The organism is Colwellia sp. SU-HH01217 (assembly GCF_057543495.1).
Genome location: NZ_BAAJLX010000012.1, coordinates 14,771 through 36,104 on the forward strand (window position 1 = coordinate 14,771; position 21,334 = coordinate 36,104).

The following is a 21,334-nucleotide window of genomic DNA, read 5'->3' on the forward strand; positions in this document are numbered from 1 at the left end:
GATTACCAATGGCTTTAACACGAGAACAAATAGCACAACGTGTTGCTCAAGAACTAGAAGATGGCTTTTATGTTAATTTAGGTATTGGTATTCCAACGCTAGTTGCTAACTACGTACCAGAGAATATAGAAGTCATGCTACAGTCTGAAAATGGTTTATTGGGTATGGGGCAATTCCCTACCGAAGAAGAGATAGATGCCGACTTAATTAATGCTGGTAAGCAAACCGTTACTATGGCTACAGGCGCTTCACTTTTCGACTCTGCAGAGTCTTTTGCCATGATCCGTGGCGGCCACGTAGATTTAACCGTATTAGGCGCTTTTGAAGTAGACATTCAAGGTAATATCGCCTCATACATGATCCCTGGAAAACTAATTAAAGGTATGGGTGGCGCAATGGATTTAGTTGCTGGCGCTGATAATATTATTGTCACTATGACACATGCCTCTAAACATGGTGTATCAAAGTTACTAAATAGCTGCTCATTACCATTAACAGGTAAAGGTTGTATTAAACGTGTATTAACAGATTTAGCCTTTTTAGAAATTAAAGAGGGAAAGTTTCATTTAATCGAACGCGCGCCAGGTGTTTCTGTTGATGAAATTATAAAACTAACCGAAGGTGAGCTAGTAGTGCCCGAAAATGTACCTGAAATGCAATTTTAATTGTAATAAAAATGAACATAAAATTAACAGGCTATTAATATAAAATATTAATTTTTTCGAACACATAAAACGGTATATTGTATAACTTGATTTTTAAACTACTGTTTAACAATGACAAAAAAATCAAAAGTACAAAAAACAACCAATAAAAGTAGCTGTAAAGTTGCAATTTGTAATGAATTTAGCAATACTGAAGGTGACAAAGAAAAGGCAAGACATGCGAAAACATGTTACGCAAAACCACCGGTCTAAGGGTTTTTATTTTTAGCAATAATTATAAAATCTATGACAGCGGAGTCACCTCGTTATTAGGTACATCCTGTGGTTTTTTCTTTTACTAACTAACTTAATTAATTAAAAGGTTAATAAAATGAAAAAATTATTACTAGCTTCTACCATTACTGCTTTATTATTGACGTCTGTTGTATCGACGCCGAAGGCACAAGCTTCAAACATCGCTCAAAGCGTTTGTGAATATGTGGCTGCCGACGACAAAAAACGCATGCGTTCTTTTTTAAAGACGAATAAATTAAAAATTCGTAGTATCTTCTCAGGTATTCAATGTAACGGTAAAAACTTGTTGGAATTTGCTGCTGCAAAAGGTTCTGTTAAAACAGGTACTTTGATGATTGCAAAATTACCAAAGAAAGTTGTTTCAGCGAACTTAGCACTTATTCAAAATGGATCGCAACCATTAATAGACGCAGCTAACGAACGCGTTAGCAGCTGAAAGTTATTTTCAAGTAGGTGTCAATGCTTAGCATCAATGTTTACTAGTTAATAATTCTATGTCGCTTCAAAAAGCCAGCTTTGCTGGCTTTTTTTTTTGAATAATTTTAATTATTTATGATGTTAATAATAAAAAAAATCCATACACTTAACTTATATCACCTAGCAGTACTTGAACATGGCAATAAAAAGAACATATAAAAATAGTAAAAATGCATTACTCCTCACTGGTGGTGGCGCTCGTGCGGCATATCAAGTAGGTGTATTATCAGCTATTGCAACATTTATTCCTCGCAATCACGGCATACCTTTTCCCATAGTCTGCGGGACATCTGCAGGAGCGATTAACTCGACTGCACTGTCATGCTATGCATCTTGTTTTCATCTAGGTGTTAAGAAATTAGAATGGATGTGGAAGTCTTTACATACACATAGTATTTATCATAGCGACCCAATCAGGGTTTTTAATAATATTACCCAAGGTGTTTTGGGTAGCTTTCAAGCAGATTACGCTAACCAATCATCTCGAAGTTTACTCAATAATGCCCCATTAAGAGCTCTACTAAACCAAGTTGTTGACTTTAGCCGTATTGATAAAAACATAGATAATGGTTATTTATCTGCGTTATCAATTACGGCTTCGAATTATTCTACAGGCAATTCTATTAGTTTTTTTCAATCTGAAGATGGTATTCAGCCATGGTTCAGGGCGAAACGCCGTGGCGAGCCATGTCAAATCAATAGTGAGCACTTAATGGCTTCTGCGGCAATTCCATTAGTGTTTCCTTCCATTAAAATAAAAAGCCAGCACTATGGTGATGGTTCAGTACATCAATTATCACCTTTAAGTCCTGCGATACATTTAGGAGCTGAGCGTATTTTAGTGATAGGCGTTGAGCAACCTAAAAATCCCCTCTTTGCCAATGAAAATAACCCTCATCCGCCTAGTACAGCAACCATTGCGGGCCATTTGCTTGACAGTGTTTTTTCAGATACCCTTAAAAGTGATATAGAACGGATGGATAGAGTTAATAGTACTTTATCTCTAATCTCCAAAGAAGCTAGAGATAAAGAGCAAGGTTTAAAGCATATTGACAGTTTGGTACTTAACCCTAGCGCAGACTTTAATCATATTGCGCTCAATCATTATCATGAACTGCCTTTATCTATACGTTTATTATTAAGATCAGTGGGTATCAGCAATGACTCTGAATCAAGTTTGATTAGTTACTTACTTTTTGAAAAGAACTATTGCCGAAAATTAATTAAACTAGGCTATAAAGATGCCCTAGAGAAAGAGACACAAATAAGAGATTTTTTATCTTTATAAAAACTCAGTTTGCGTTACTTTCTTATTTGTCGCCTTCGTTTAAATACCGCTCTGTGCGTTCAACTCTTCTAGGTTTACCTCGTAATATCAACGTATCTTGAGGTTTAAGTATGGTATTTTCATCAGGGTCTTCAATTTCTTGATCTTCTCTTCTAAGGGCAATAATACTCACCCTTCTACGTGCTAAATTCAACGATTGAATAGTGTGTCCAATAACAAAAGCACCATCGGTTAATAATATTGCATGAGCAAACTCTATCCTATCAATGGCCTCTGGTCCCATATCAGTATGTTCACCCTGAAAAAAACCGTGAAGGTGGTTGTAATGGTTTTTTCGCTCTTTTTGTACCCGACGGATAATTCTAGAAATTGGAACGCCTGATAAAGAAAGCACCTGAGAAACAAGCATTAAACTACCCTCCAAACTTTCAGGTACTACTTCATTTGCCCCAGCTTTTTGAAGAAGCGCTAATTGATCATCATTTCGAGTTCTTACCAATATAGGCACCTCAGGAGACAATGAACGTACTTTTTGTATGACTTCTACCGACTGCCTGTCTTCACCAAAAGCGATTACCACTAACTTAGCTGTTGATAAGTGGGCTGCTTGCAGTAATTCAGCTTGCCTTGAAGAGCCAAATAATATGTTCTCTCCTGCATCTCGTGCTTTACAGGTACGCAGCGGATCTATATCAATAGCAACAAACTTAATAGACTCTTGTTTCAAAAATCGGCTGACGGTTTGACCTACACGGCCAAACCCACAAATAATAACGTGATCATTTAAATTATCATTCTCCGGAAGTTGCTGTAAACGTTCTGTATCAAGTTGTTTATTTTGACTTAACCATACCCCCCATTGTCTTGCATTGTTAATAATGTATGGCGTTATAGCCATACTAATAACACCGGCACCCAGCATTAAAGATGCGATATCTAAAGGAAGAATTTCAACTTGTCTTGCTAGCGCGATTAATACAAAACCAAATTCTCCCATTTGACACAACATAAATCCAGCAGCCCAAGCGTCTTTAGACGCCTCACCAGCACGCACAGCAAGTAACCTGATCACAACAACCTTAATTGCCATAAATGAAAGCATAATAGCCAGAATGCTCCAAGGCGATGAAAGTAATACGGCAATATCGAGTTTCATCCCGACAGTAATAAAAAACAATCCAAGTAAAATATCTCGATAAGGCCTTATATCTGCTTCTAATTGATGTTTGTATTGACTTTCACCAAGCATCATCCCCGCAAGGAAGGCTCCTAAAGCCATTGATAAACCAAACCACTGCGTTAATGCTGAAGCAACCAAAGTCACCAACAATGTCGTTAACACAAAAAGCTCGTCAGTTCTAACCTGTGCAATAGTATTAAAGAGACGAGGCAATAACCATTTCCCCGCCAACATCAATACACTAACAACCACAACACCTTTAACTAGCGCCATAACCAACGCTAAAAACATTGAGTTATCACCACTCATTGCTAACATTGGGATGATAATTAAAAATGGGACTACAGCAACATCTTGAAATAACAGTACAGCCACAGATAATTGACCAGACTTACGCTTCATCGCGCCTGACTCACTCAATTGTCTAACAACAATTGCTGTAGATGACAGCGCTAAAATTCCACCAATAACAAATGCACTACTAAAAGTTTGTGCAAATATAAGGGCTAACAGAATAAAAATAACTAACGAAATACCAACCTGCAAACTTCCCACACGCAATACCAAATGGCGCATGGCTACTAATTTAGGTAAAGAAAACTCTAAGCCTAAGGTAAATAATAAAAAAACAATCCCCAACTCTGCAAAGTGATCATAATTCACATGACCTTGAGCCCAATCAAGACCATGCTCCCCTACTAACATTCCTGCGACTAGGTACGCCAAAATTGCTGGTAATTTTAAACGCCTAAAGAGCCATACAATAAAAACGGCGCTAGTTAAAATGGCTAAAATCTCTATATGTCCTGTCACAAAAAATCCTTAATAATAGAGTAGTTGATCTTTTAAGCGTGTTTATGAAGCGGTTTATTGACTATTTATACAAGGCAAAATATCACTCGTAAAGTTCGTATAACCAAAAGAAACATCTGTTTGCCATGCGGCAATTCTTTGCCGTCAAAAAAATAACATCGCATTTTTATTTGATTGTACACATTTTAAGTTAACTTTTACTTAATATTAATCAATGATTTATACTTACCTTAGAACTGCAAATTATTAGGCATAGAAATTGCTTAATACTAACTGTAATAACTAGGTTAGGGGCAGCTATGCAAACGTTAAATATACTCGACAATCACTTTTCAGAATTCAATGCATTAAGAGTAATGGATTCTGTGCATGTTGAAAACACTAAGCATGGATTAGCTTTACTCGAACAACTTCAAACCAGTCTTGAGTTGGAAAAAATACTCAATATGTTTGCAATGGAGGCAGCAAAGTTTGTCGACTTTTCCGGATTATATTTTAAAAATAGTCATCTAAGTCAGTCAATCAGAGGCAGCCGAAAAGCAAAATATGAACGACACTTTGAACTTAAAATTGCAGGAGAGCTTATAGGCATATTAACCTATGCTGTAAATTCTCCTATTAGCCTTACTAATTATAAGATACTAAACGAGTTACACCAGTATTTACTTTACCCTTTGAAAAATGCCATCCAGTACCATCAAGCAATTCAACTTGCTATGCAAGATTCTCTAACGGGTTTAGGTAATCGACGATATTTTGATGAGCAACTAAAACGTGCTATGCATCATGCTAATCGCCATCGTTCTCATGTAGGTTTAATTGTATGCGATTTAAATAAGTTTAAAAGTATAAATGATAATTATGGCCATCAAATTGGCGACCAAGTATTAATACATTTTGCCAATGCATTAAGAATAAGTGTGCGCGACTCCGACAGTATTTTCAGGTTCGGTGGTGACGAATTTAGTATTATTGTCGAGAGTGCGAGTAATCAATCTTTGGCAATTATTGAAAACAGAATCAACCATGCATTAACTCAAGATGCTTTACTAGCTAAATATCAAGTGACCTCTAGTTTGGGTATGACCTTCATGAACAGAGCTGATAGTGAACAAAGTTTCTTCGACCGAGCGGATAAATGTTTATACAAGAACAAACTAAGCTCATCTCAAAACTTAAGTAAAACACTGAGTGTTGTTTAGGATAATTATCGTCATTAAAAAAATATTAATGACTTTATCTAATTTTAATTAAACTCTTTTAAGCTTTGCTTTTGCTCGTTAGGTGTAGCCCCTAATAACAATCGGCAAAACCTAACAGCGTGAGCAAAGCGACCTACACCAACTTTGTCTAGGGCTGCCATTAATAATAATTTATTTAACGAATAAAGTTGGCAATAATGACTAATGGCTTCATCAAGGCTTGGGTAGTTGACTCCGTCGAATTCAAAACTGTTGTCCTCAAAACTGACAACAAGGTCAACACCATGAAAAGCAATAGGCCAACCAATAAAGTTAACTCGTGCTTGAGCTACCTCATACATAAACCATGCACTTTTTTGAAACCCCTCAAAACAACCCCCTTCGAACTCACTGTTTTTGAGTTCTTCTTGAGTCCAATTAACTCCGATTGCTAAATCTTTACGGTATCGTTTGAGTAAACAACGTTTGACAAACTCTTTAACAGCCCAAATTGAGTCTACGTCTGCTTGGCGAGCAAATTGATTGCATTCAGCACAGCTTGGCACTTTCAATCTTGGGTGTGAACATCCTAGAGCTCTGCTATGAAAAGCAAGTAAATTACCCGAATATTCAGGAGGGAACTCAAATTTATTAAATGAAGGCTCACCACAAAACCAACAATGATGCCTATGTTTAAAAGGTATCTCTACCGTATTTAAATCATTCTCTGGCATTAACTATACACTTACACTCATAGTGACGACTAATTCAATATTGTCTTAACGCTTTTTCACAATTTTAGAATTATACCGTTTGGTTGTTGAACTCTTTTTCTTTTTAGCTGAAGCGTTTTCTGACTTCTTCTTAGCAAGCGCTTGATTTTTTTCTTGTGTCGCGCGATAACGGCTTTTCTTTAAAGGTTTCTCAATCTCACCTTGATATTGAGCGGGTAATGGACGATCAATTTCATAACCTGGTGCGACGATACGCTCAAATTTTCGACCAATGAAGGCTTCAATATTTTCCAAAAATTGTTCATCTTTGGGACTAACTAACGAAATAGCAACACCTGATTTTCCTGCACGTCCAGTACGACCAATGCGGTGTACATAATCTTCAGCAAGAAATGGTAAATGAAAATTGACAACATAAGGCAAATCGTCGATATCTAAACCACGCGCTGCTACATCGGTTGCCACTAGCACTCTCACACTAGCATTGCTAAATTTTTCTAGCGCTTGGTTACGTGCGCCTTGAGACTTGTCGCCATGACAAATTGCTGTTTTTATACCATCAAGCTTTAATTCTTTCGCTAACAAGTTAGCACTTTCCTTTGTGCCTGCAAAAACTAAAACTTGCTGCCAATTATTCACACCAATAATTTCAGACAATAATTCTCGCTTACGTGTTTCTGATACCCAATAGACAGACTGCTTTACTTTACCCGATGTTGAGTTTTGTTTAGCAACTTCGATGGTCTTCGGTGTTGTTAATAGTTGTTTCGCTAACGTTTTTACTTTGTTAGAAAAAGTAGCTGAAAACATTAATGTTTGGTGACGTTGTTTAATTACATCAAATATACGCTCTATGTCTTTTAAAAACCCTAGATCTAACATGCGATCTGCTTCATCTAATACAACATATTTAACATGAGAAAGATCGACGTTTCTAAGAGAAACATGCTCTAACAAGCGTCCGGGTGTCGCAACTAATATATCAACACCAGACTTAAGCATCTTCGTTTGAGATGGCATTTTTCCACCACCAAAGACGACCCCAGAGGATAGTGGTAAAAACTGACTATACTCTTCAACATTTTGTGCAACTTGTGAGGCGAGCTCTCTAGTAGGCGTTAAAATAAGTGCCCGAATCGTTCTTTGGGAAGATGAATTATTGTCATTAGCATTTTTTGCTAACAGATCAAGTATCGGTAAGGTAAAGGCTGCTGTTTTTCCCGTTCCTGTTTGTGCGCTGGCTAAGACGTCAACACCTGATTTAATAACAGGAATAGCTTGCTGCTGAATTGGAGTTACACTGTGGTAACCACAAGCTTTAACAGCTCTTAGCAACCCTTCTGAAAACCCCATAGAATCAACACTCATTTATCACCAACATTATTTAAAGAAATTTAAGAACGCAAATTATAACAGCTTTCTATACAGAATTGCGAAGAACAATATTGACCATTACTGAAATAATTAATCACCTTAGGTAATAGTAGATCTTAACGTTAAGCGCAGAATAAAATGTTTAAATAAATTAAGTAGTATTTGTCTTACAATTAAAAATCCCCGTTAATAAACTTACTTAATATTAACGGGGTGAGGGAAAGTTCATTTTATAAATTGACTTAGAGCGTTCAAACCAAAAATAGGAAGGTTAAGTATGTCTTCTTTGCTGATAATAAATAATGTTTATTATTAACAGCGCTGAACTGACATGCTAGATAAACTGACAGACCAGGCTAATTTAATGTTAAACAAACACTCCTCAAGGAGAGAAACTAAACAAAGCTATGGGATAACAGCTATCACCAACAACTTAGATATATTGTATACTTTATATCAAATAAGATGCAAGGATGATGATTTAAAAATATATAACGCTTTCAATAATAAAATGACAAAAACGAATAAGAAGAAGTTAAGGGGGTGAATATTTTTCATAAAAAAACCGAAACTAAGTTTCGGCTTTATATCATTAAAATTCAGTGTAAAAGTGTTAAGTATTTTTAATTAGGCTTGGATAAAGATGTAACAAGCAACCTCTTCCTGCAAAAGTTAATGAGTAAGTGGGCTCATTTATGCCATCAACAATGGCATCGTTTTGCTCTAACAGACCTTTTTCAACTAAAAAATCTAACATCGCAATTGATAATTCACCTAACTTAGCTTTACCAATAATTTCCATCCGTGTAGCAACACCTTTAAAAGAATACATCGCACGAATCACATTAGCTTCACTTTCAGATATTTTAGGAATTGGGCCAGTGTAACTGGGAAACTGGTTTTCAGGAAATTTACCATAAACACTTTTATATGAAGCCTGAATTGCATTTATATCGCTTTCTTTATCACCTGTGACATCAAAAGAGTGAAAAACACCCGCCTCTTTTTTTCGATAATCTACTTTAGCGAGGAAAATCGGAATACCACAACCTTGAGCGACATGGTAAAAGCCTGTTTTCCATTTATTCACCCCTCCGCGCGTTCCTTCAGGCGTGAATAAAAAGAACACTCTTGCTGTTTTTTGACTATTAATGAACGCTTTAATTTGATTAACTTGCCCTAGCCCTTTTGATGAACGGTCAATCGGCATTGCGCCAAGCCACATGATCCACCTTCCCATTAAAGGGAGTCTGCACCAGCTGTCTTTAATAGAGAAATAAATTTTAACATCTTGTAAGATTGCTGCGCCTAGCGCATAAATAAAGTCCCAATTAGATGTATGAGGAGCAGCAATAGCAACCCCTGCGCCTTCTGGTCGAGATTTTGTCACTTCCCAGCCTGCAATTTTAAACCAGATATAAAAAAGGGATTTCAAAAAGTATTTAGTAAAAATACCATCAAATATTGTTTTTTCACGAATGCTGAGTTTTTCAGTATCATTTTTGGCCATAATAAAACTTAATTGCTACAAGGCTAATGTGGTAGGTGCTATGAAAACAATTATAACAGAAACATATTAAGCTAACTACAAAATGCTACTCTCTACAACGTGCTTAATTAAATAGCTCCTAATGACTGTTAGAGCTAAGTTAATTAAGCACGCTATTAATCAAACGTTAAGCGGCAAGTAATATAAACCTGAGTGTTAAAATGATTTTATAATTTGCTCTACCGAATCTTTAGCATCACCAAACAGCATTTGACTATTGTCTTTAAAGAACAATGGATTTTGAACCCCTGCATAGCCCGTACTCATTGATCGTTTAAAAACAATAACATTCTTAGCATGCCATACTTCTAAAACAGGCATACCAGCAATAGGGCTTGAGGGATCTTCAGCCGCTGCTGGATTAACCGTATCATTTGCACCTATAACTAACACTACGTCAGTTTCAGAAAAATCATCGTTAATTTCTTCCATTCCATAAACAATATCGTAAGGAACTTTAGCTTCAGCAAGTAATACGTTCATGTGGCCCGGTAACCTACCTGCTACAGGGTGAATAGCAAAACGAACGTCAATTCCTTTAGCTTTTAGCGCTCGTGTCATTTCATACACAGGGTACTGTGCTTGAGCAACAGCCATCCCATAACCCGGAGTAATAATTACCGACTTAGCCTGAGTTAATAGTTCGGCAACTGATTCAGCTTGCACTTCAACATGCTCGCCGTAATCTTTACCTTCATCAATCACAACATCGGTACCAAAACCACCAGCAATCACACTAATAAAAGAGCGATTCATTGCTTTACACATAATGTAAGAAAGAATAGCGCCTGATGAACCAACTAACGCCCCGGTAATAATTAGTAAATCGTTACTTAACATAAAACCAGCTGCGGCTGCCGCCCAACCTGAATACGAGTTCAACATTGAAACAACAACCGGCATATCGGCGCCACCAATAGAAGCGACTAAATGCCAACCAAAGACCAAAGCAATAATTGTCATTAAAAACAATGGAAAATTAGCGCCACCATTTTGCACAAAAATAATCATTAAAATAAATGAAACCACACCAGCAGCTAAATTCATTTTATGACGGTGTGGCAGCATCAATGCACTAGAGTTAATCACTCCTCTTAATTTAGCAAATGCCACTATTGACCCTGTAAAAGTCACAGCGCCAATGAAAACCCCAATAAAGACTTCACTTAAATGAATACTCATTGCCGTTTGCATATCCGACGTATTCATACCTAAATGCCCTAAATTACTCGCGAAAGCTTGTTGCATTTCAAAATAACTATTGAACCCGACAAGCACCGCAGCCAAGCCAACAAAACTATGTAATATTGCTACTAATTCTGGCATTTGAGTCATTTCAACTTTATTAGCCAGCTTCAAACCAATAACAGCACCTATTGCCATAGCAACAAAAATAACTAATACATTAGAAACGCGAGGATCGGCAAGCGTTGCAAGTAACGCAACAGCCATTCCAATCATGCCATATAAATTTCCGGTTTCTGCTGACTCTTGCTTACTCAATCCTGATAAACTAAAAATAAATAATAGTGCTGCGATAAGGTAGGCCGCAGTTATTAATCCTGATGAAAATTCCATGATATCCCCTACTATCTTCTGAACATTTTTAACATACGACTAGTAACTTTAAAGCCACCAACTATATTGATCGTGGCAATTAATACCGCAATTGCCGACAGTGACTGTATAAGCAAGTTATCTTGTCCAATTTGTAATAATGCTCCTACAATAATGATGCCTGAGATCGCATTAGTTACACTCATCAAAGGAGTATGCAGTGAATGACTAACATTCCACACTACGTTGTAACCAATAATGCAAGCTAAGGTAAACACAGTAAAATGGGTTAAAAAATCAGCAGGGGCAACATTTGCCACCCATGCAAACAATGCTATTCCAGCACCAATTAACAAATGTTTTTTAGTCTGATTTACAGGTTCAGGTTCAGTATTTTCAATTGGCTTCACCATTTCAGCTTTGGGTTGTACAGGGGCTGCACTTACTTGTATTGGCGGTGGTGGGAAGGTTATTTCATTGTCTTTAACCACGGTCATGTTTCGAATAACTTGGTCTTCAAAATCAATAGTAAACGTACCATCTTTGTCTTTACACAAAAGTTTGGCCAAGTTAGCAAGGTTATTCGCGTAAAGCCCTGAAGATTGGTTAGGCAAACGTGAAACCAAGTCAGTATAACCAATCACTTTAACGCCATTAACGTCTGTTATTTTCCCTGCAACCGTTAGTTCACAATTACCTCCTCCAGCGGCGGCTAAGTCGACAATAATTGAGCCTGTTTTCATTGAACGAACCATAGCTTCGGTAATTAACTTAGGTGCTGGTTTACCCGGTATCATTGCAGTGGTTATGATAATGTCAACATCCTTTGCTTGCGCGGCAAACAATGCCATTTCAGCATCAATAAAAGCTTTGCTCATTTCTTTAGCATAACCATCACCAGAGTCTGTTTCAGCTTCCTCTTCGTAATCGAGCTCTAGAAATTCAGCCCCCATACTTTCTATTTGCTCTTTAACCTCTGGACGAGTATCGAAAGCACGGACAATCGCGCCTAAACTTCCCGCTGTACCGATAGCAGCCAATCCAGCAACTCCTGCACCAATAATCATCACCTTCGCTGGCGGCATTTTACCGGCAGCCGTGATTTGCCCAGTTAAAAATCGTCCAAAATGATGAACAGCCTCTATAACGGCTCGGTAACCCGCAATATTTCCCATTGAGCTTAACGCATCGATAGATTGCGAGCGTGTCATTCTTGGCACCATTTCCATGGCAAGAGTAGTTATAGACTTAGCTTTAAGTGCAGATAAAATGTCAGGGTTTTGCGCGGGGGCTATAAAGCTAACTAAAAAACCTCCCTCTTTCATCAGTTCTATTTCATCTAATGTCGGCGGGTTAACTTTGTAAATAATATCGGATTGCCAGCACTTCTTTTTTGTAACGATCTCAGTATTAACCGCACTGAAATCCTCATCTGTAAAACTCGCTTTTACGCCAGCGCTCTTCTGCACTTGCACAGTAAAACCTAATTTTTGTAAAGCAATTATCGAACTTGGAGAGCACGCGACGCGATTTTCTCCTGTAAGAGATTCCTTAGGAATACCAATTATCATAAGACACCTTCAATAAGTCAGAGTTTAATTTTTCTTATAAGATTACGTCTGTGTGCTTTTGAGTTTAATTCACTACAAGATGGAAAATTTTTATGCAAGACTGTGATTTTTAATGAGGCTACCTCACATAAATAATCGGTAACGCAGTAAAATATAACTACAAAAAATAATAGACCTTAATGTTTTAACACTATTTGTGTAAAAATCACACAGACAATTTAATATCTCATAGTGGTTTATATTCTAAAATAGAACAGATTGAATAGTTTCTTATCTAAATAGTCACTATACAAATTTAAGTATTGCTATAGATTACAGCAATACTTAATAGTGGCTGGGCAAAGAAAAACATCTTTAAGTTGAAGAAGGTGAGGGTTTTCGACTAACAGACCATGTTTCAAAAAAAGCAGCACTAATAACCAGTGCACCACCAATGAGTGTTACTAAAGAAGGCTGTTCTGCCAATATAGCAAAGGCAAAGACGCAGCCATACAATGGCTGTAGGCAAGAAATTAAGCCCGCCGTAGTGGCTGAAAGGTTCTTTAAACTCGCGGCAAATAGTGAATGAGGTAATGCTGTAAAAACAACACCTACTAATAAAATAAGCCACCAATCGTTTATAGTTACTTGCATTGGCGGCACCTCAACAAACAAACATAACATTAAACTTGCTACAACTGTTTGATACATCATGGTTTGCCTGCCTGAGTATTGAGCAAAGTGCTTTTTATGAATGATATTCCGTAAAGCAAAAAAACAAGCTGAAACGACACCGGTAACAATGCCAAAAGTCACTTGATTGCCTAAGCTTGCTTCAGGCACTAATAAATAAATCCCTAACACCACCACCATTGCACTAATAATATCTTTTAATCGAGGGCGGGTTCTATTAATTAACGGCTCTAAAAATACCGTTATAACTGGGTAAGTAAAAAAAGCGATCATGCCAATGGTTATACCTGCCATTTGCATGCTAGCAAAGTAAGTTACCCAATGAATACCAACTAAAACACCTAATAAAATGGCGATTTTATAATCTTTTGCATTAGTTAACTTTATTGGTCTTTTAGTTAAAGCTAATAAAGTAAATAAGCACACCCCCGCGATAAATGTACGATAAACGGTAATATCTAAAGCTGATAAACCAATAAGTTTAGCAAATAAAGCTGTTCCACCAAAAAGTAAAACAGCGAAATGTAATTGAAACAAGCTTTGTTGATGAGTTGGCATAAGGAGGTACTTTAAGTTAAACAACTAAATAAAAATTAATCGAGATCATTTAACGGCCAGCTAACAATATAATCTTCAAATTGCTCAATACTAACTTGATCATCTTTCACTATTTTACCGCGGACTGACATACCCGCTTTATGCATTGCCGATTTTTTTCCTTTATGTAATAGCGGATGCCAAGAGGGGATCCCTCTTCCTTCTTGTAATCTACGGTATGTACAACTTGGCGGCATAAAAAAAACAGCATCAAGGTTATCTTGGGTTAATTGTACACAGTCAGGTACCAAAGTCGTTCTTTGTGCATATTTTGTGCATTGGCAACTTTTATCGTTCAATAAAAAACAAGCAATACTGGAATACACAACTTGTTCACCTTCATCAATATAATTGGTAGGAAGCAGTTCTGTTGCTTCATCAGTGCTTTCATCATCAATAAATTTATTTAAGCAGCACTTAGCACACCCATCACACAAAGACTCCCATTCATCGCGAGTCATTTCATTTAATGATTTAGTTTGCCAAAAAGGTTTAATTACGCTGCTATCAGTCATTGGATATCTTATTTATTAATTTAATTGTTTGTTATTAAGGAAAATACATGTTCTTTATTATTGTATCGGCGGAAATTTAATTCGATCAGATAAATGACCGACAGAACTCACAAAATAATAAGAAAGATTCCAATGCATTAAGCTTTTGTAATTGTCGTAAGCAAGATACACACGGCCATTTTCATCATCAGGAAAAATTAATGCCGCTTGAATATCGACATTAGGCAGATTAGTGCCATCACTACGGCGAACTCCTAATGCTTGCCATTGCGCTAACGTTTGCTCTTTGTCACTCCATGCCGCTAACCAATTCTTTCTGCTACCAGTATTTTTGGGTATTGCTAAAGACAGATCAAAACCTTGGGGTAGTTTAACCTGGCGTCCCCAGGTAATTTCATCATTCCAGCCCTCTCTTTTTAAATAATTGGCCATCGAAGAAAACACATCAGCTTGATTTGTCCAAATATCCTTTTTGCCATCACCGTCGCCATCAACCGCATAAGCAAGAAAAGAAGTAGGCATAAACTGATTCTGCCCCATCGCACCGGCCCATGAGCCTTTCATGTTTTCAATGGTTATATGGCCTTCTTGTAAAATAGTTAATGCAGCCCACAATTGCTTTTTAAAAAAAGCTTCTCGCCTTCCTTCATAAGCCATGGTCGACAGTGCAGACACAACATTGTAATTCCCCATAATGCGACCAAAGTTAGTTTCGAGCCCCCATAACGCCACAATAAATCGAGGCTGAACACCATACTTTTCACTAACTTCCAGCAACAACTCTTGATGTTCTTTATACATATCACGCGCTTTTTTAACTTTCCAGTCAGGCACGCGCTTAGGTAAGTAAGTATCTAATGTTTCTACTTTTTCAGGTTGGCTTCTATCAGCTTTAACGGCCCGTTGATGAAATTTAACTTTAGCAAAACTACTCGCAATTAAATCAGGTTCAAAGCCTTTGCTAATCGCTTCTTCTTTAAGAGAAATAATATAGTCATCAAAACTCACCTTTTGACTTTGCTCTGCGCTAACCCAATGGCTTGTTAATGAAATAATAGAGATTAGGACAAGTCCCAATTTAGGTAACTTCAACATACAAACAACGTCCTTATTAAGATAATTTTGATTTTTCTTGTTTCGCCTTCAGCATCGCTTTGTGCTCATCAAGTAGATTCTCTTGAGGCGGAGGCAACTGTAAATAATAACCCTGTTCAAGTAAGCTCGTTTTTACTTTTTCTAAATCAGCAAAGCCGAGCTTAGCTTTTGAGGCTAAATTGAGCACAGTAACTAATATAGGCGTACCAAAAGTACTTTTAAGTGCGTCAGGCACATCTGAAAAGTCGTCACGCACTTTAATAAAAAGATAAGTATCAGCCTTTTTAGGGCTTTTATAAACAGTACACAGCATAATGCAGACCTATGTTTTAAGTTTTATGAATAATGGCTATTATTCATGTCAGAGTTTATTGGTAAAAATGATAGCGCTTAAATTAGTCATTCGTCGCTGCTAACGTTTGAATTTGTTTTCAGCAAATTTTTGTAATTTTTCACCGAAAACGGTTAACCGCCAGCCTTGTAAAACTTCGATATTTTCTGGATTTAAGTCGCTATTATTAAATTTCAAAAAACAGGTTAAAAATTGATTGATTTGTTTCTTAGAAGCCAAGTTCTCAACAGCAAGTCCACACAATTCAGCTTCTTCAAGAACAAAATTCTTCACACTTTTAAAAATTTGCTTATAACCTGGGTATTCATCTAAACGAACAATTTTTTCTGGATAGTGGCTCGGCTCCACCGCATTCGCTTTTTTAAGCACTGTTAGCATCGCCTTACCTTGATGGCGAATATCTAGAACTTCGGCTCCTTCAAGACCTGCCATTACGCCCACATTAACAGGATTCGCTTTGGCGACAGCTATTAAAGTGTGATCTTTAACAACAAATCCTAAAGGTAAGTCTCGTTGTTTTGCCCGCTGATAACGCCAAGTTGCTAGGTATTTCAATGCATTTAACTGCTTAGTATTCAACTTCCAGCTCATTTTAACTTGTTGATATAAATTCCCTTCATCGATTGGAGTGAATTTTTTATCAATCATTAATTGAGTATCTTGCCGAGCGGCTTCAAGCCAGTTCGTTTTGTCGAGAAGCGCTAATATTTTAGGGAAAACTTGAATTAAATACTCAACATCAGCTTCAGCATAACTTAATTGTTTTGCTGTTAATGGACGTTTAGTCCAATCGGTTCTTGATTCTGATTTATCTAATTCAACACCGGTAAAGTGCTGAATCATCGCGGCATAACCCATTGATAAACCATGACCTAAAAACGACATCATAATTTGACTATCAATAAGATTGACAGGCTTACAATTACCCGATGTTAGAAAAACTTCTAAATCTTCTGAGCAAGCATGTAAAACTTTACAGATATTCTCATTAGTGAGTAATTGCCAAAAAGGACTTAAATCATCTACAGCAAGTGGATCTATCAAAGCTAAGTGCTGACCATCACTTACTTGAAGCAAGCCTAGCTTAGGGTACAAGGTACGAGTACGTACAAACTCAGTATCAATAGCGAGCACTTTAGCTTCAGCCAATATTTGACACAGTTCTATTAACGCCTGTTGATCTTGTACATAACTTTTAATCAATGTTATTCCAAAAATTTTATAAAAAAGAAGCAGAGTATCTGTTAAAAAAACTACCTACGTCTGCGTGTTGCTTGTTTATTGCGTTGTTGATGCTTTTTAACCGAACGACGTATACGACGAGCTTTTGCATTATCCATAGCTTTTTCATCGACTTTGACTTTGCTTTTTACTTCTGGCGGCAAATCAACAAGTTTTCGATAGTAATTCACATCTTGCAAATTAAGCTCTGTCCAGCCACCTAATGGGAGTTGACGTTTCATTTCTAAATCGCCGTAACGAACACGTATCAATCGACTTACTTGAACATTTTGGCTTTCCCATAAGCGGCGAACTTCACGATTCCGTCCTTCAGAAAGTACCACATGAAACCAATGATTTCTGCCTTCACCACCACGATAAGTGATTTTTTCAAATTTTGCAGGACCATCTTCAAGCTTCACTCCAGCACGTAAGGTTTGTAACATCGCTTCATTAACTTCACCAAATACACGTACAGCATATTCTCGCTCTACTTTTCGAGAAGGATGCATTAAACGGCTAGCCAATTCACCATCAGTAGTAAATAACAGCATGCCTGAGGTGTTAATATCTAAACGCCCAACGGCAACCCAGCGTTCACTCTCAAGTATTGGTAGGCGATCAAATACGGTTGGCCGACCTTCAGGATCTTTACGTGTACACATTTCACCTTCAGGTTTGTTGTACATTAAAACGCGACAAATCTCTTCGTCTTTCGCTTTTAATGTAACTTGATGACCGTCAACACGAATTTGTTCATTGCCTTCAACGCGATCACCTAAATAGGCAGTTTTACCATCAACGCTAACTCTGCCAGCACTGATCACAGTTTCCATTTCTCTTCGTGATCCTTTACCCGCGCGGGCTAATACTTTCTGTAATTTTTCAGACATTTGTCTAAGCTCTCGTTCGTCAGTAGCTTGGCATTTTATTATTAAATTTTTTATTTACCGTTAATAATAAAATACGACACTGCTGTCTCGGTGGTTTAATTACTCACCAAAATACATTGGTAAGTAATGGTTAAATTATAAGTAAATCAATACATTTGCATTAATTTAAGTGGTTAACTCTTCGCTTGCTGTTAACGCCATTAGCTCAGGTAAATCAGTGAGTGATTCCATAGAAAAATAATCTAAAAAACCATCTGTCGTTGCATAGATAGCAGGCTTTCCAGGAACTTCTTTTTGTCCAACAACCTTTATCCAATCTCGTTCGGTTAAAGTCTTCATAATATGGCTACTCACAGCCACACCACGAATTTGTTCTATTTCGCCACGAGTTATTGGCTGTTTATAAGCAATTAACGATAATGTTTCTAATAACGCACGTGAATATCGCGGTGCTTTTTCTTTAAATAAAGCGGCTAAGTCTTCACTCAGTTGATTAGCAGTTTGAAATCGATAACCTGAGGAAACTTTAACAAGTTCTATTCCTCTGTTTTGATAATCACTTTGTAAAACTTCTATAGCGCTAATTATACGTTTTTTTGTCACTTTGTAATCAGCTAATAATACTTGTTTTATATTTTGTGGCGACAAAGGCTTTTCAGCAACAAAGATTGCCGCTTCAATTAGCTGTTTTAACGAGGATTCTGTAATGGTTTTCATTCAGTGATAACCTTTAGCTTAACATGTAGTTGACCATAAACTTGACTTTGGAAACATTCAATAAGTGACTCTTTAATAAGCTCTAATATGGCTAAAAAAGTTACAACAACTCCCGACTTCCCTTCGTGAACACTAAATAGTTGGCTAAACTCAATAAAAGATTTACCTTTAGTTGTTTGATTTAATTGCGATAAAATCATAGCCATACGTTCTCTTGTAGAAAGCACTTCCTTTTGTATATGGTGGTGCTCAAAGGCAGCATTACGTTTGATAATATCGTTAACAGCACTGACTAGTTCAGATAAATTAACATCAGCTAATAACGTGCGCGGCGTAAAATTTTTAGCAAGAGCCACATCAACAAGATGCGCATCACGCTCTAAGCGAGGCACTTCGTCTAATTGCTGTGCTGCATTTTTAATGACTTCATATTCTTGTAAACGGCGCACTAATTCTGCACGAGGATCTTCTTCTTCATCTTCGACTACTTGTTTGGGTAAAAGTAATCTGGATTTAATTTCAGCTAAAATAGCTGCCATCACTAAATATTCAGCTGCAAGTTCTAATTTTACATCCTTCATTAATTCAACATACTCCATATACTGATCAGTAATTGGAGCAATCGGTAAATCTAAAATATCAAATTTTTGTTTTTTAATTAAATACAATAATAAATCAAGCGGCCCTTCAAATTGCTCTAAGATGATTGCGAGTGCATCAGGTGGAATAAATAAATCTTTAGGTTGTTCAACAAAAGCTTCACCACGAATCATCGCTAATGGAAGCACTTGTTGAATCATATCTCGTGATGACTCGTTTTCAATCACTTTATTGTTCATGTAAAATAGCTTTATTCAAAAGGCGTTGGATCGCCTTCACCTACTCTTATTACATCAACATTCCCTTCTGAAAAATCAATCACTGTGGTTGGCTTTTCTCCTAAATACCCCCCATTGAGTATTAAATCGACACGGTGCTCTAAAATATCTCGAATATGTTCAGGATCAAATTCCGTGGTATCTTCGCCAGGTAAAATTAAACTGGTCGACATTAAAGGCTCTTTTAATTCGGCTAATAATGCTTGTGCGATCAAGTTATCAGGCACTCGGATACCAATGGTTTTCTTTTTAGGGTTGAGTAAACGCTTAGGGACTTCTTTTGAACCTTTAAAAATAAAAGTATAAGCACCTGGGGTGTTATTTTTTAATAGTCGATAAGCAACGTTATCAACTCGGGTATATTCAGATAATTGTGATAAATCACTACATAAAAGCGTAAAGTTATGATTTTTATCAATATCCCTAATTTGGCATATGCGCTCTAATGCTTTTTTATCGCCCATATGACAACCTAAGGCATAACCAGAATCAGTCGGATAAACAACAACAGCTCCTTCATGAATCATAGCAGCAGCTTGTTTCATTAAACGTCCTTGCGGGTTGTCTGGATGTACATAGAAAAATTGACTCATATTTTACCCCTTAAAATAAGGAATGATTACCAATGTAACCAAACAGGTGTTACCTCTTCAGGCATTGTTAAATTTCGGCCTAGATCGCTCCACTTACTTGGGTAGTGAAAATCTGAGCCCATTGAGGCTTTTAAATCATATTCTAAACAAAAGCTTAGCATTAATTTACGTTGTTCGTTGCCCATTTGTGGTAAAACAACCTCTAAAGCGTCACCACTTTCTTCTTTAAAGTGGACTACTAAGCGTCGTAACCATTTTGTTGAAAGTTTATATCGAACCGGATGCGCCATCACCGCACTTCCGCCTGCTGCATGTATTACTTCAACAGCTTGACTAATACTACACCAATTAGGTTTTACATAAGCTCGTTGACCTTTACCTATGTATTTATCAAATGCTTTTTGCATGGTTGAGACATGCCCTTGGCGAAACAGTACTTTAGCAAAGTGTGCCCGTGTAATAGAGCCTTCACCAGCGAGTGCTTTTGCTTGTGAGTAAATATCTTCAAAACCACACTTTTTAAGTTTTTCCCCCATCATTAACGCCCGCTCTTCTCTTGCTTGTTGCTGAGACTGAATTAATGCATTGAGCGCAGGAGCATTCTGATCAATATTTAAACCCACAATGTGAATTTCAAAACCATGCCAAGCGGTTGATATTTCTATACCATTGACTAATTTAAGTGGAATGTTTTGATCTAAAATATAATCATTAGCAATATCAAGTGCTGCTACCGTATCGTGATCTGTAATGGCTAAAATGTCTAACTGAAAATTAACCGCCCTATCTATCAGCTCTTGCGGCAATAAGCCACCGTCTGAGCATTTTGTGTGGCTATGTAAATCTAGTCGAGTTCCCTTAGGTAAATTTGACCAAGTAACTAAATCTTCTGTTGACATCAAGCTCATATTCGGGTCTTCTATAGGGGATTTAAAATTTTCACAACTTATTAAACGTAATTTTACGTTGGTGACAACAATAATGATACAAACAAAACAAACTATTTCATTAATTTGGTGGTGGCATAACTCTACATAAGTGGGTTGTGATGTTTATTTGTAGGTAAAATTTATACAAAAACATATTTTCAAAAGCCCGCTTAATTTAAGCGGGCTTTT

20 protein-coding genes and 1 riboswitch are annotated in these 21,334 nt (G+C 37.0%); of the genes, 4 read left to right on the forward strand and 16 right to left on the reverse strand.

All coding sequences use genetic code 11. The features are described 5' to 3' along the window. Positions 1 to 8 precede the first annotated feature (8 nt). From AC27G3_RS13790 to AC27G3_RS13800, 3 genes are all read left to right on the forward strand, one after another. On the forward strand, positions 9 to 665 hold the full coding sequence (locus AC27G3_RS13790) for a 3-oxoacid CoA-transferase subunit B (RefSeq protein ID WP_487122478.1): 657 nt from the start codon (positions 9 to 11) through the stop codon (positions 663 to 665). A gap of 199 nt (positions 666 to 864) precedes the next feature. Then, a riboswitch (cyclic di-GMP riboswitch) is annotated at positions 865 to 970 on the forward strand. Between the two features lie 65 nt (positions 971 to 1,035). After that, the gene (locus AC27G3_RS13795) at positions 1,036 to 1,395 is read left to right on the forward strand and encodes a DUF3718 domain-containing protein (protein ID WP_487122480.1); all 360 of its coding nucleotides are present in this window, start codon (positions 1,036 to 1,038) and stop codon (positions 1,393 to 1,395) included. Between the two features lie 177 nt (positions 1,396 to 1,572). Then, complete coding sequence (locus tag AC27G3_RS13800; protein WP_487122482.1) at positions 1,573 to 2,724, forward strand: patatin-like phospholipase family protein; 1,152 nt, start codon at positions 1,573 to 1,575, stop codon at positions 2,722 to 2,724. Between the two features lie 22 nt (positions 2,725 to 2,746). On the opposite strand, the gene AC27G3_RS13805 is transcribed toward AC27G3_RS13800, so the two are convergent. Beyond that, on the reverse strand, positions 2,747 to 4,717 hold the full coding sequence (locus AC27G3_RS13805; protein ID WP_487122484.1) for a monovalent cation:proton antiporter family protein: 1,971 nt from the start codon (positions 4,715 to 4,717) through the stop codon (positions 2,747 to 2,749). A gap of 299 nt (positions 4,718 to 5,016) precedes the next feature. On the opposite strand from AC27G3_RS13805, the gene AC27G3_RS13810 reads away from it, so the two are divergent. After that, a complete protein-coding gene (locus AC27G3_RS13810; RefSeq protein WP_487122486.1) occupies positions 5,017 to 5,919 on the forward strand; it encodes a GGDEF domain-containing protein in 903 nt (300 codons plus the stop codon). Positions 5,920 to 5,963: 44 nt separating this feature from the next. Here AC27G3_RS13810 and AC27G3_RS13815 read toward each other — a convergent pair whose 3' ends face one another. The 15 genes from AC27G3_RS13815 to rnm form a co-directional block, all read right to left on the reverse strand. Continuing rightward, the gene (locus AC27G3_RS13815) at positions 5,964 to 6,632 is read right to left on the reverse strand and encodes a hypothetical protein (protein ID WP_487122488.1); all 669 of its coding nucleotides are present in this window, start codon (positions 6,630 to 6,632) and stop codon (positions 5,964 to 5,966) included. A gap of 45 nt (positions 6,633 to 6,677) precedes the next feature. Next, on the reverse strand, positions 6,678 to 8,000 hold the full coding sequence (locus AC27G3_RS13820) for a DEAD/DEAH box helicase (protein ID WP_487122490.1): 1,323 nt from the start codon (positions 7,998 to 8,000) through the stop codon (positions 6,678 to 6,680). Positions 8,001 to 8,619: 619 nt separating this feature from the next. Continuing rightward, complete coding sequence (locus AC27G3_RS13825; protein ID WP_487122492.1) at positions 8,620 to 9,516, reverse strand: 1-acyl-sn-glycerol-3-phosphate acyltransferase; 897 nt, start codon at positions 9,514 to 9,516, stop codon at positions 8,620 to 8,622. A 195-nt stretch (positions 9,517 to 9,711) separates the two neighbouring features. Next, a complete protein-coding gene (pntB, locus tag AC27G3_RS13830) occupies positions 9,712 to 11,133 on the reverse strand; it encodes a Re/Si-specific NAD(P)(+) transhydrogenase subunit beta (RefSeq protein WP_487122494.1) in 1,422 nt (473 codons plus the stop codon). Positions 11,134 to 11,144: 11 nt separating this feature from the next. Beyond that, positions 11,145 to 12,683, reverse strand: a complete 1,539-nt coding sequence (locus AC27G3_RS13835; protein ID WP_487122496.1) for a Re/Si-specific NAD(P)(+) transhydrogenase subunit alpha — start codon at positions 12,681 to 12,683, stop codon at positions 11,145 to 11,147. A gap of 354 nt (positions 12,684 to 13,037) precedes the next feature. Then, positions 13,038 to 13,913, reverse strand: a complete 876-nt coding sequence (locus AC27G3_RS13840; protein WP_487122498.1) for a DMT family transporter — start codon at positions 13,911 to 13,913, stop codon at positions 13,038 to 13,040. Between the two features lie 35 nt (positions 13,914 to 13,948). Next, positions 13,949 to 14,467, reverse strand: coding sequence for a YcgN family cysteine cluster protein (locus AC27G3_RS13845; RefSeq protein ID WP_487122500.1), 519 nt, complete (start codon positions 14,465 to 14,467; stop codon positions 13,949 to 13,951). A gap of 57 nt (positions 14,468 to 14,524) precedes the next feature. Then, on the reverse strand, positions 14,525 to 15,562 hold the full coding sequence (locus tag AC27G3_RS13850) for a lytic murein transglycosylase (RefSeq protein WP_487122502.1): 1,038 nt from the start codon (positions 15,560 to 15,562) through the stop codon (positions 14,525 to 14,527). 16 nt (positions 15,563 to 15,578) lie between these two features. Continuing rightward, positions 15,579 to 15,875, reverse strand: a complete 297-nt coding sequence (locus AC27G3_RS13855) for a YcgL domain-containing protein (protein ID WP_487122504.1) — start codon at positions 15,873 to 15,875, stop codon at positions 15,579 to 15,581. A gap of 99 nt (positions 15,876 to 15,974) precedes the next feature. After that, positions 15,975 to 17,117, reverse strand: coding sequence for a ribonuclease D (gene rnd / locus AC27G3_RS13860; RefSeq protein WP_487122506.1), 1,143 nt, complete (start codon positions 17,115 to 17,117; stop codon positions 15,975 to 15,977). Positions 17,118 to 17,167: 50 nt separating this feature from the next. After that, on the reverse strand, positions 17,168 to 18,028 hold the full coding sequence (gene rluB / locus AC27G3_RS13865) for a 23S rRNA pseudouridine(2605) synthase RluB (RefSeq protein WP_487122508.1): 861 nt from the start codon (positions 18,026 to 18,028) through the stop codon (positions 17,168 to 17,170). Between the two features lie 165 nt (positions 18,029 to 18,193). Next, positions 18,194 to 18,745, reverse strand: coding sequence for an SMC-Scp complex subunit ScpB (gene scpB, locus AC27G3_RS13870; RefSeq protein ID WP_487122510.1), 552 nt, complete (start codon positions 18,743 to 18,745; stop codon positions 18,194 to 18,196). Continuing rightward, the gene (locus tag AC27G3_RS13875) at positions 18,742 to 19,584 is read right to left on the reverse strand and encodes a segregation and condensation protein A (RefSeq protein ID WP_487122512.1); all 843 of its coding nucleotides are present in this window, start codon (positions 19,582 to 19,584) and stop codon (positions 18,742 to 18,744) included. Before AC27G3_RS13875 ends, scpB begins: the two co-directional genes overlap by 4 nt. Before the next feature lie 11 nt (positions 19,585 to 19,595). Beyond that, positions 19,596 to 20,216, reverse strand: a complete 621-nt coding sequence (locus AC27G3_RS13880) for an L-threonylcarbamoyladenylate synthase (RefSeq protein WP_487122514.1) — start codon at positions 20,214 to 20,216, stop codon at positions 19,596 to 19,598. A 26-nt stretch (positions 20,217 to 20,242) separates the two neighbouring features. After that, positions 20,243 to 21,124, reverse strand: coding sequence for an RNase RNM (gene rnm, locus AC27G3_RS13885; RefSeq protein ID WP_487122516.1), 882 nt, complete (start codon positions 21,122 to 21,124; stop codon positions 20,243 to 20,245). Positions 21,125 to 21,334 lie beyond the last annotated feature (210 nt).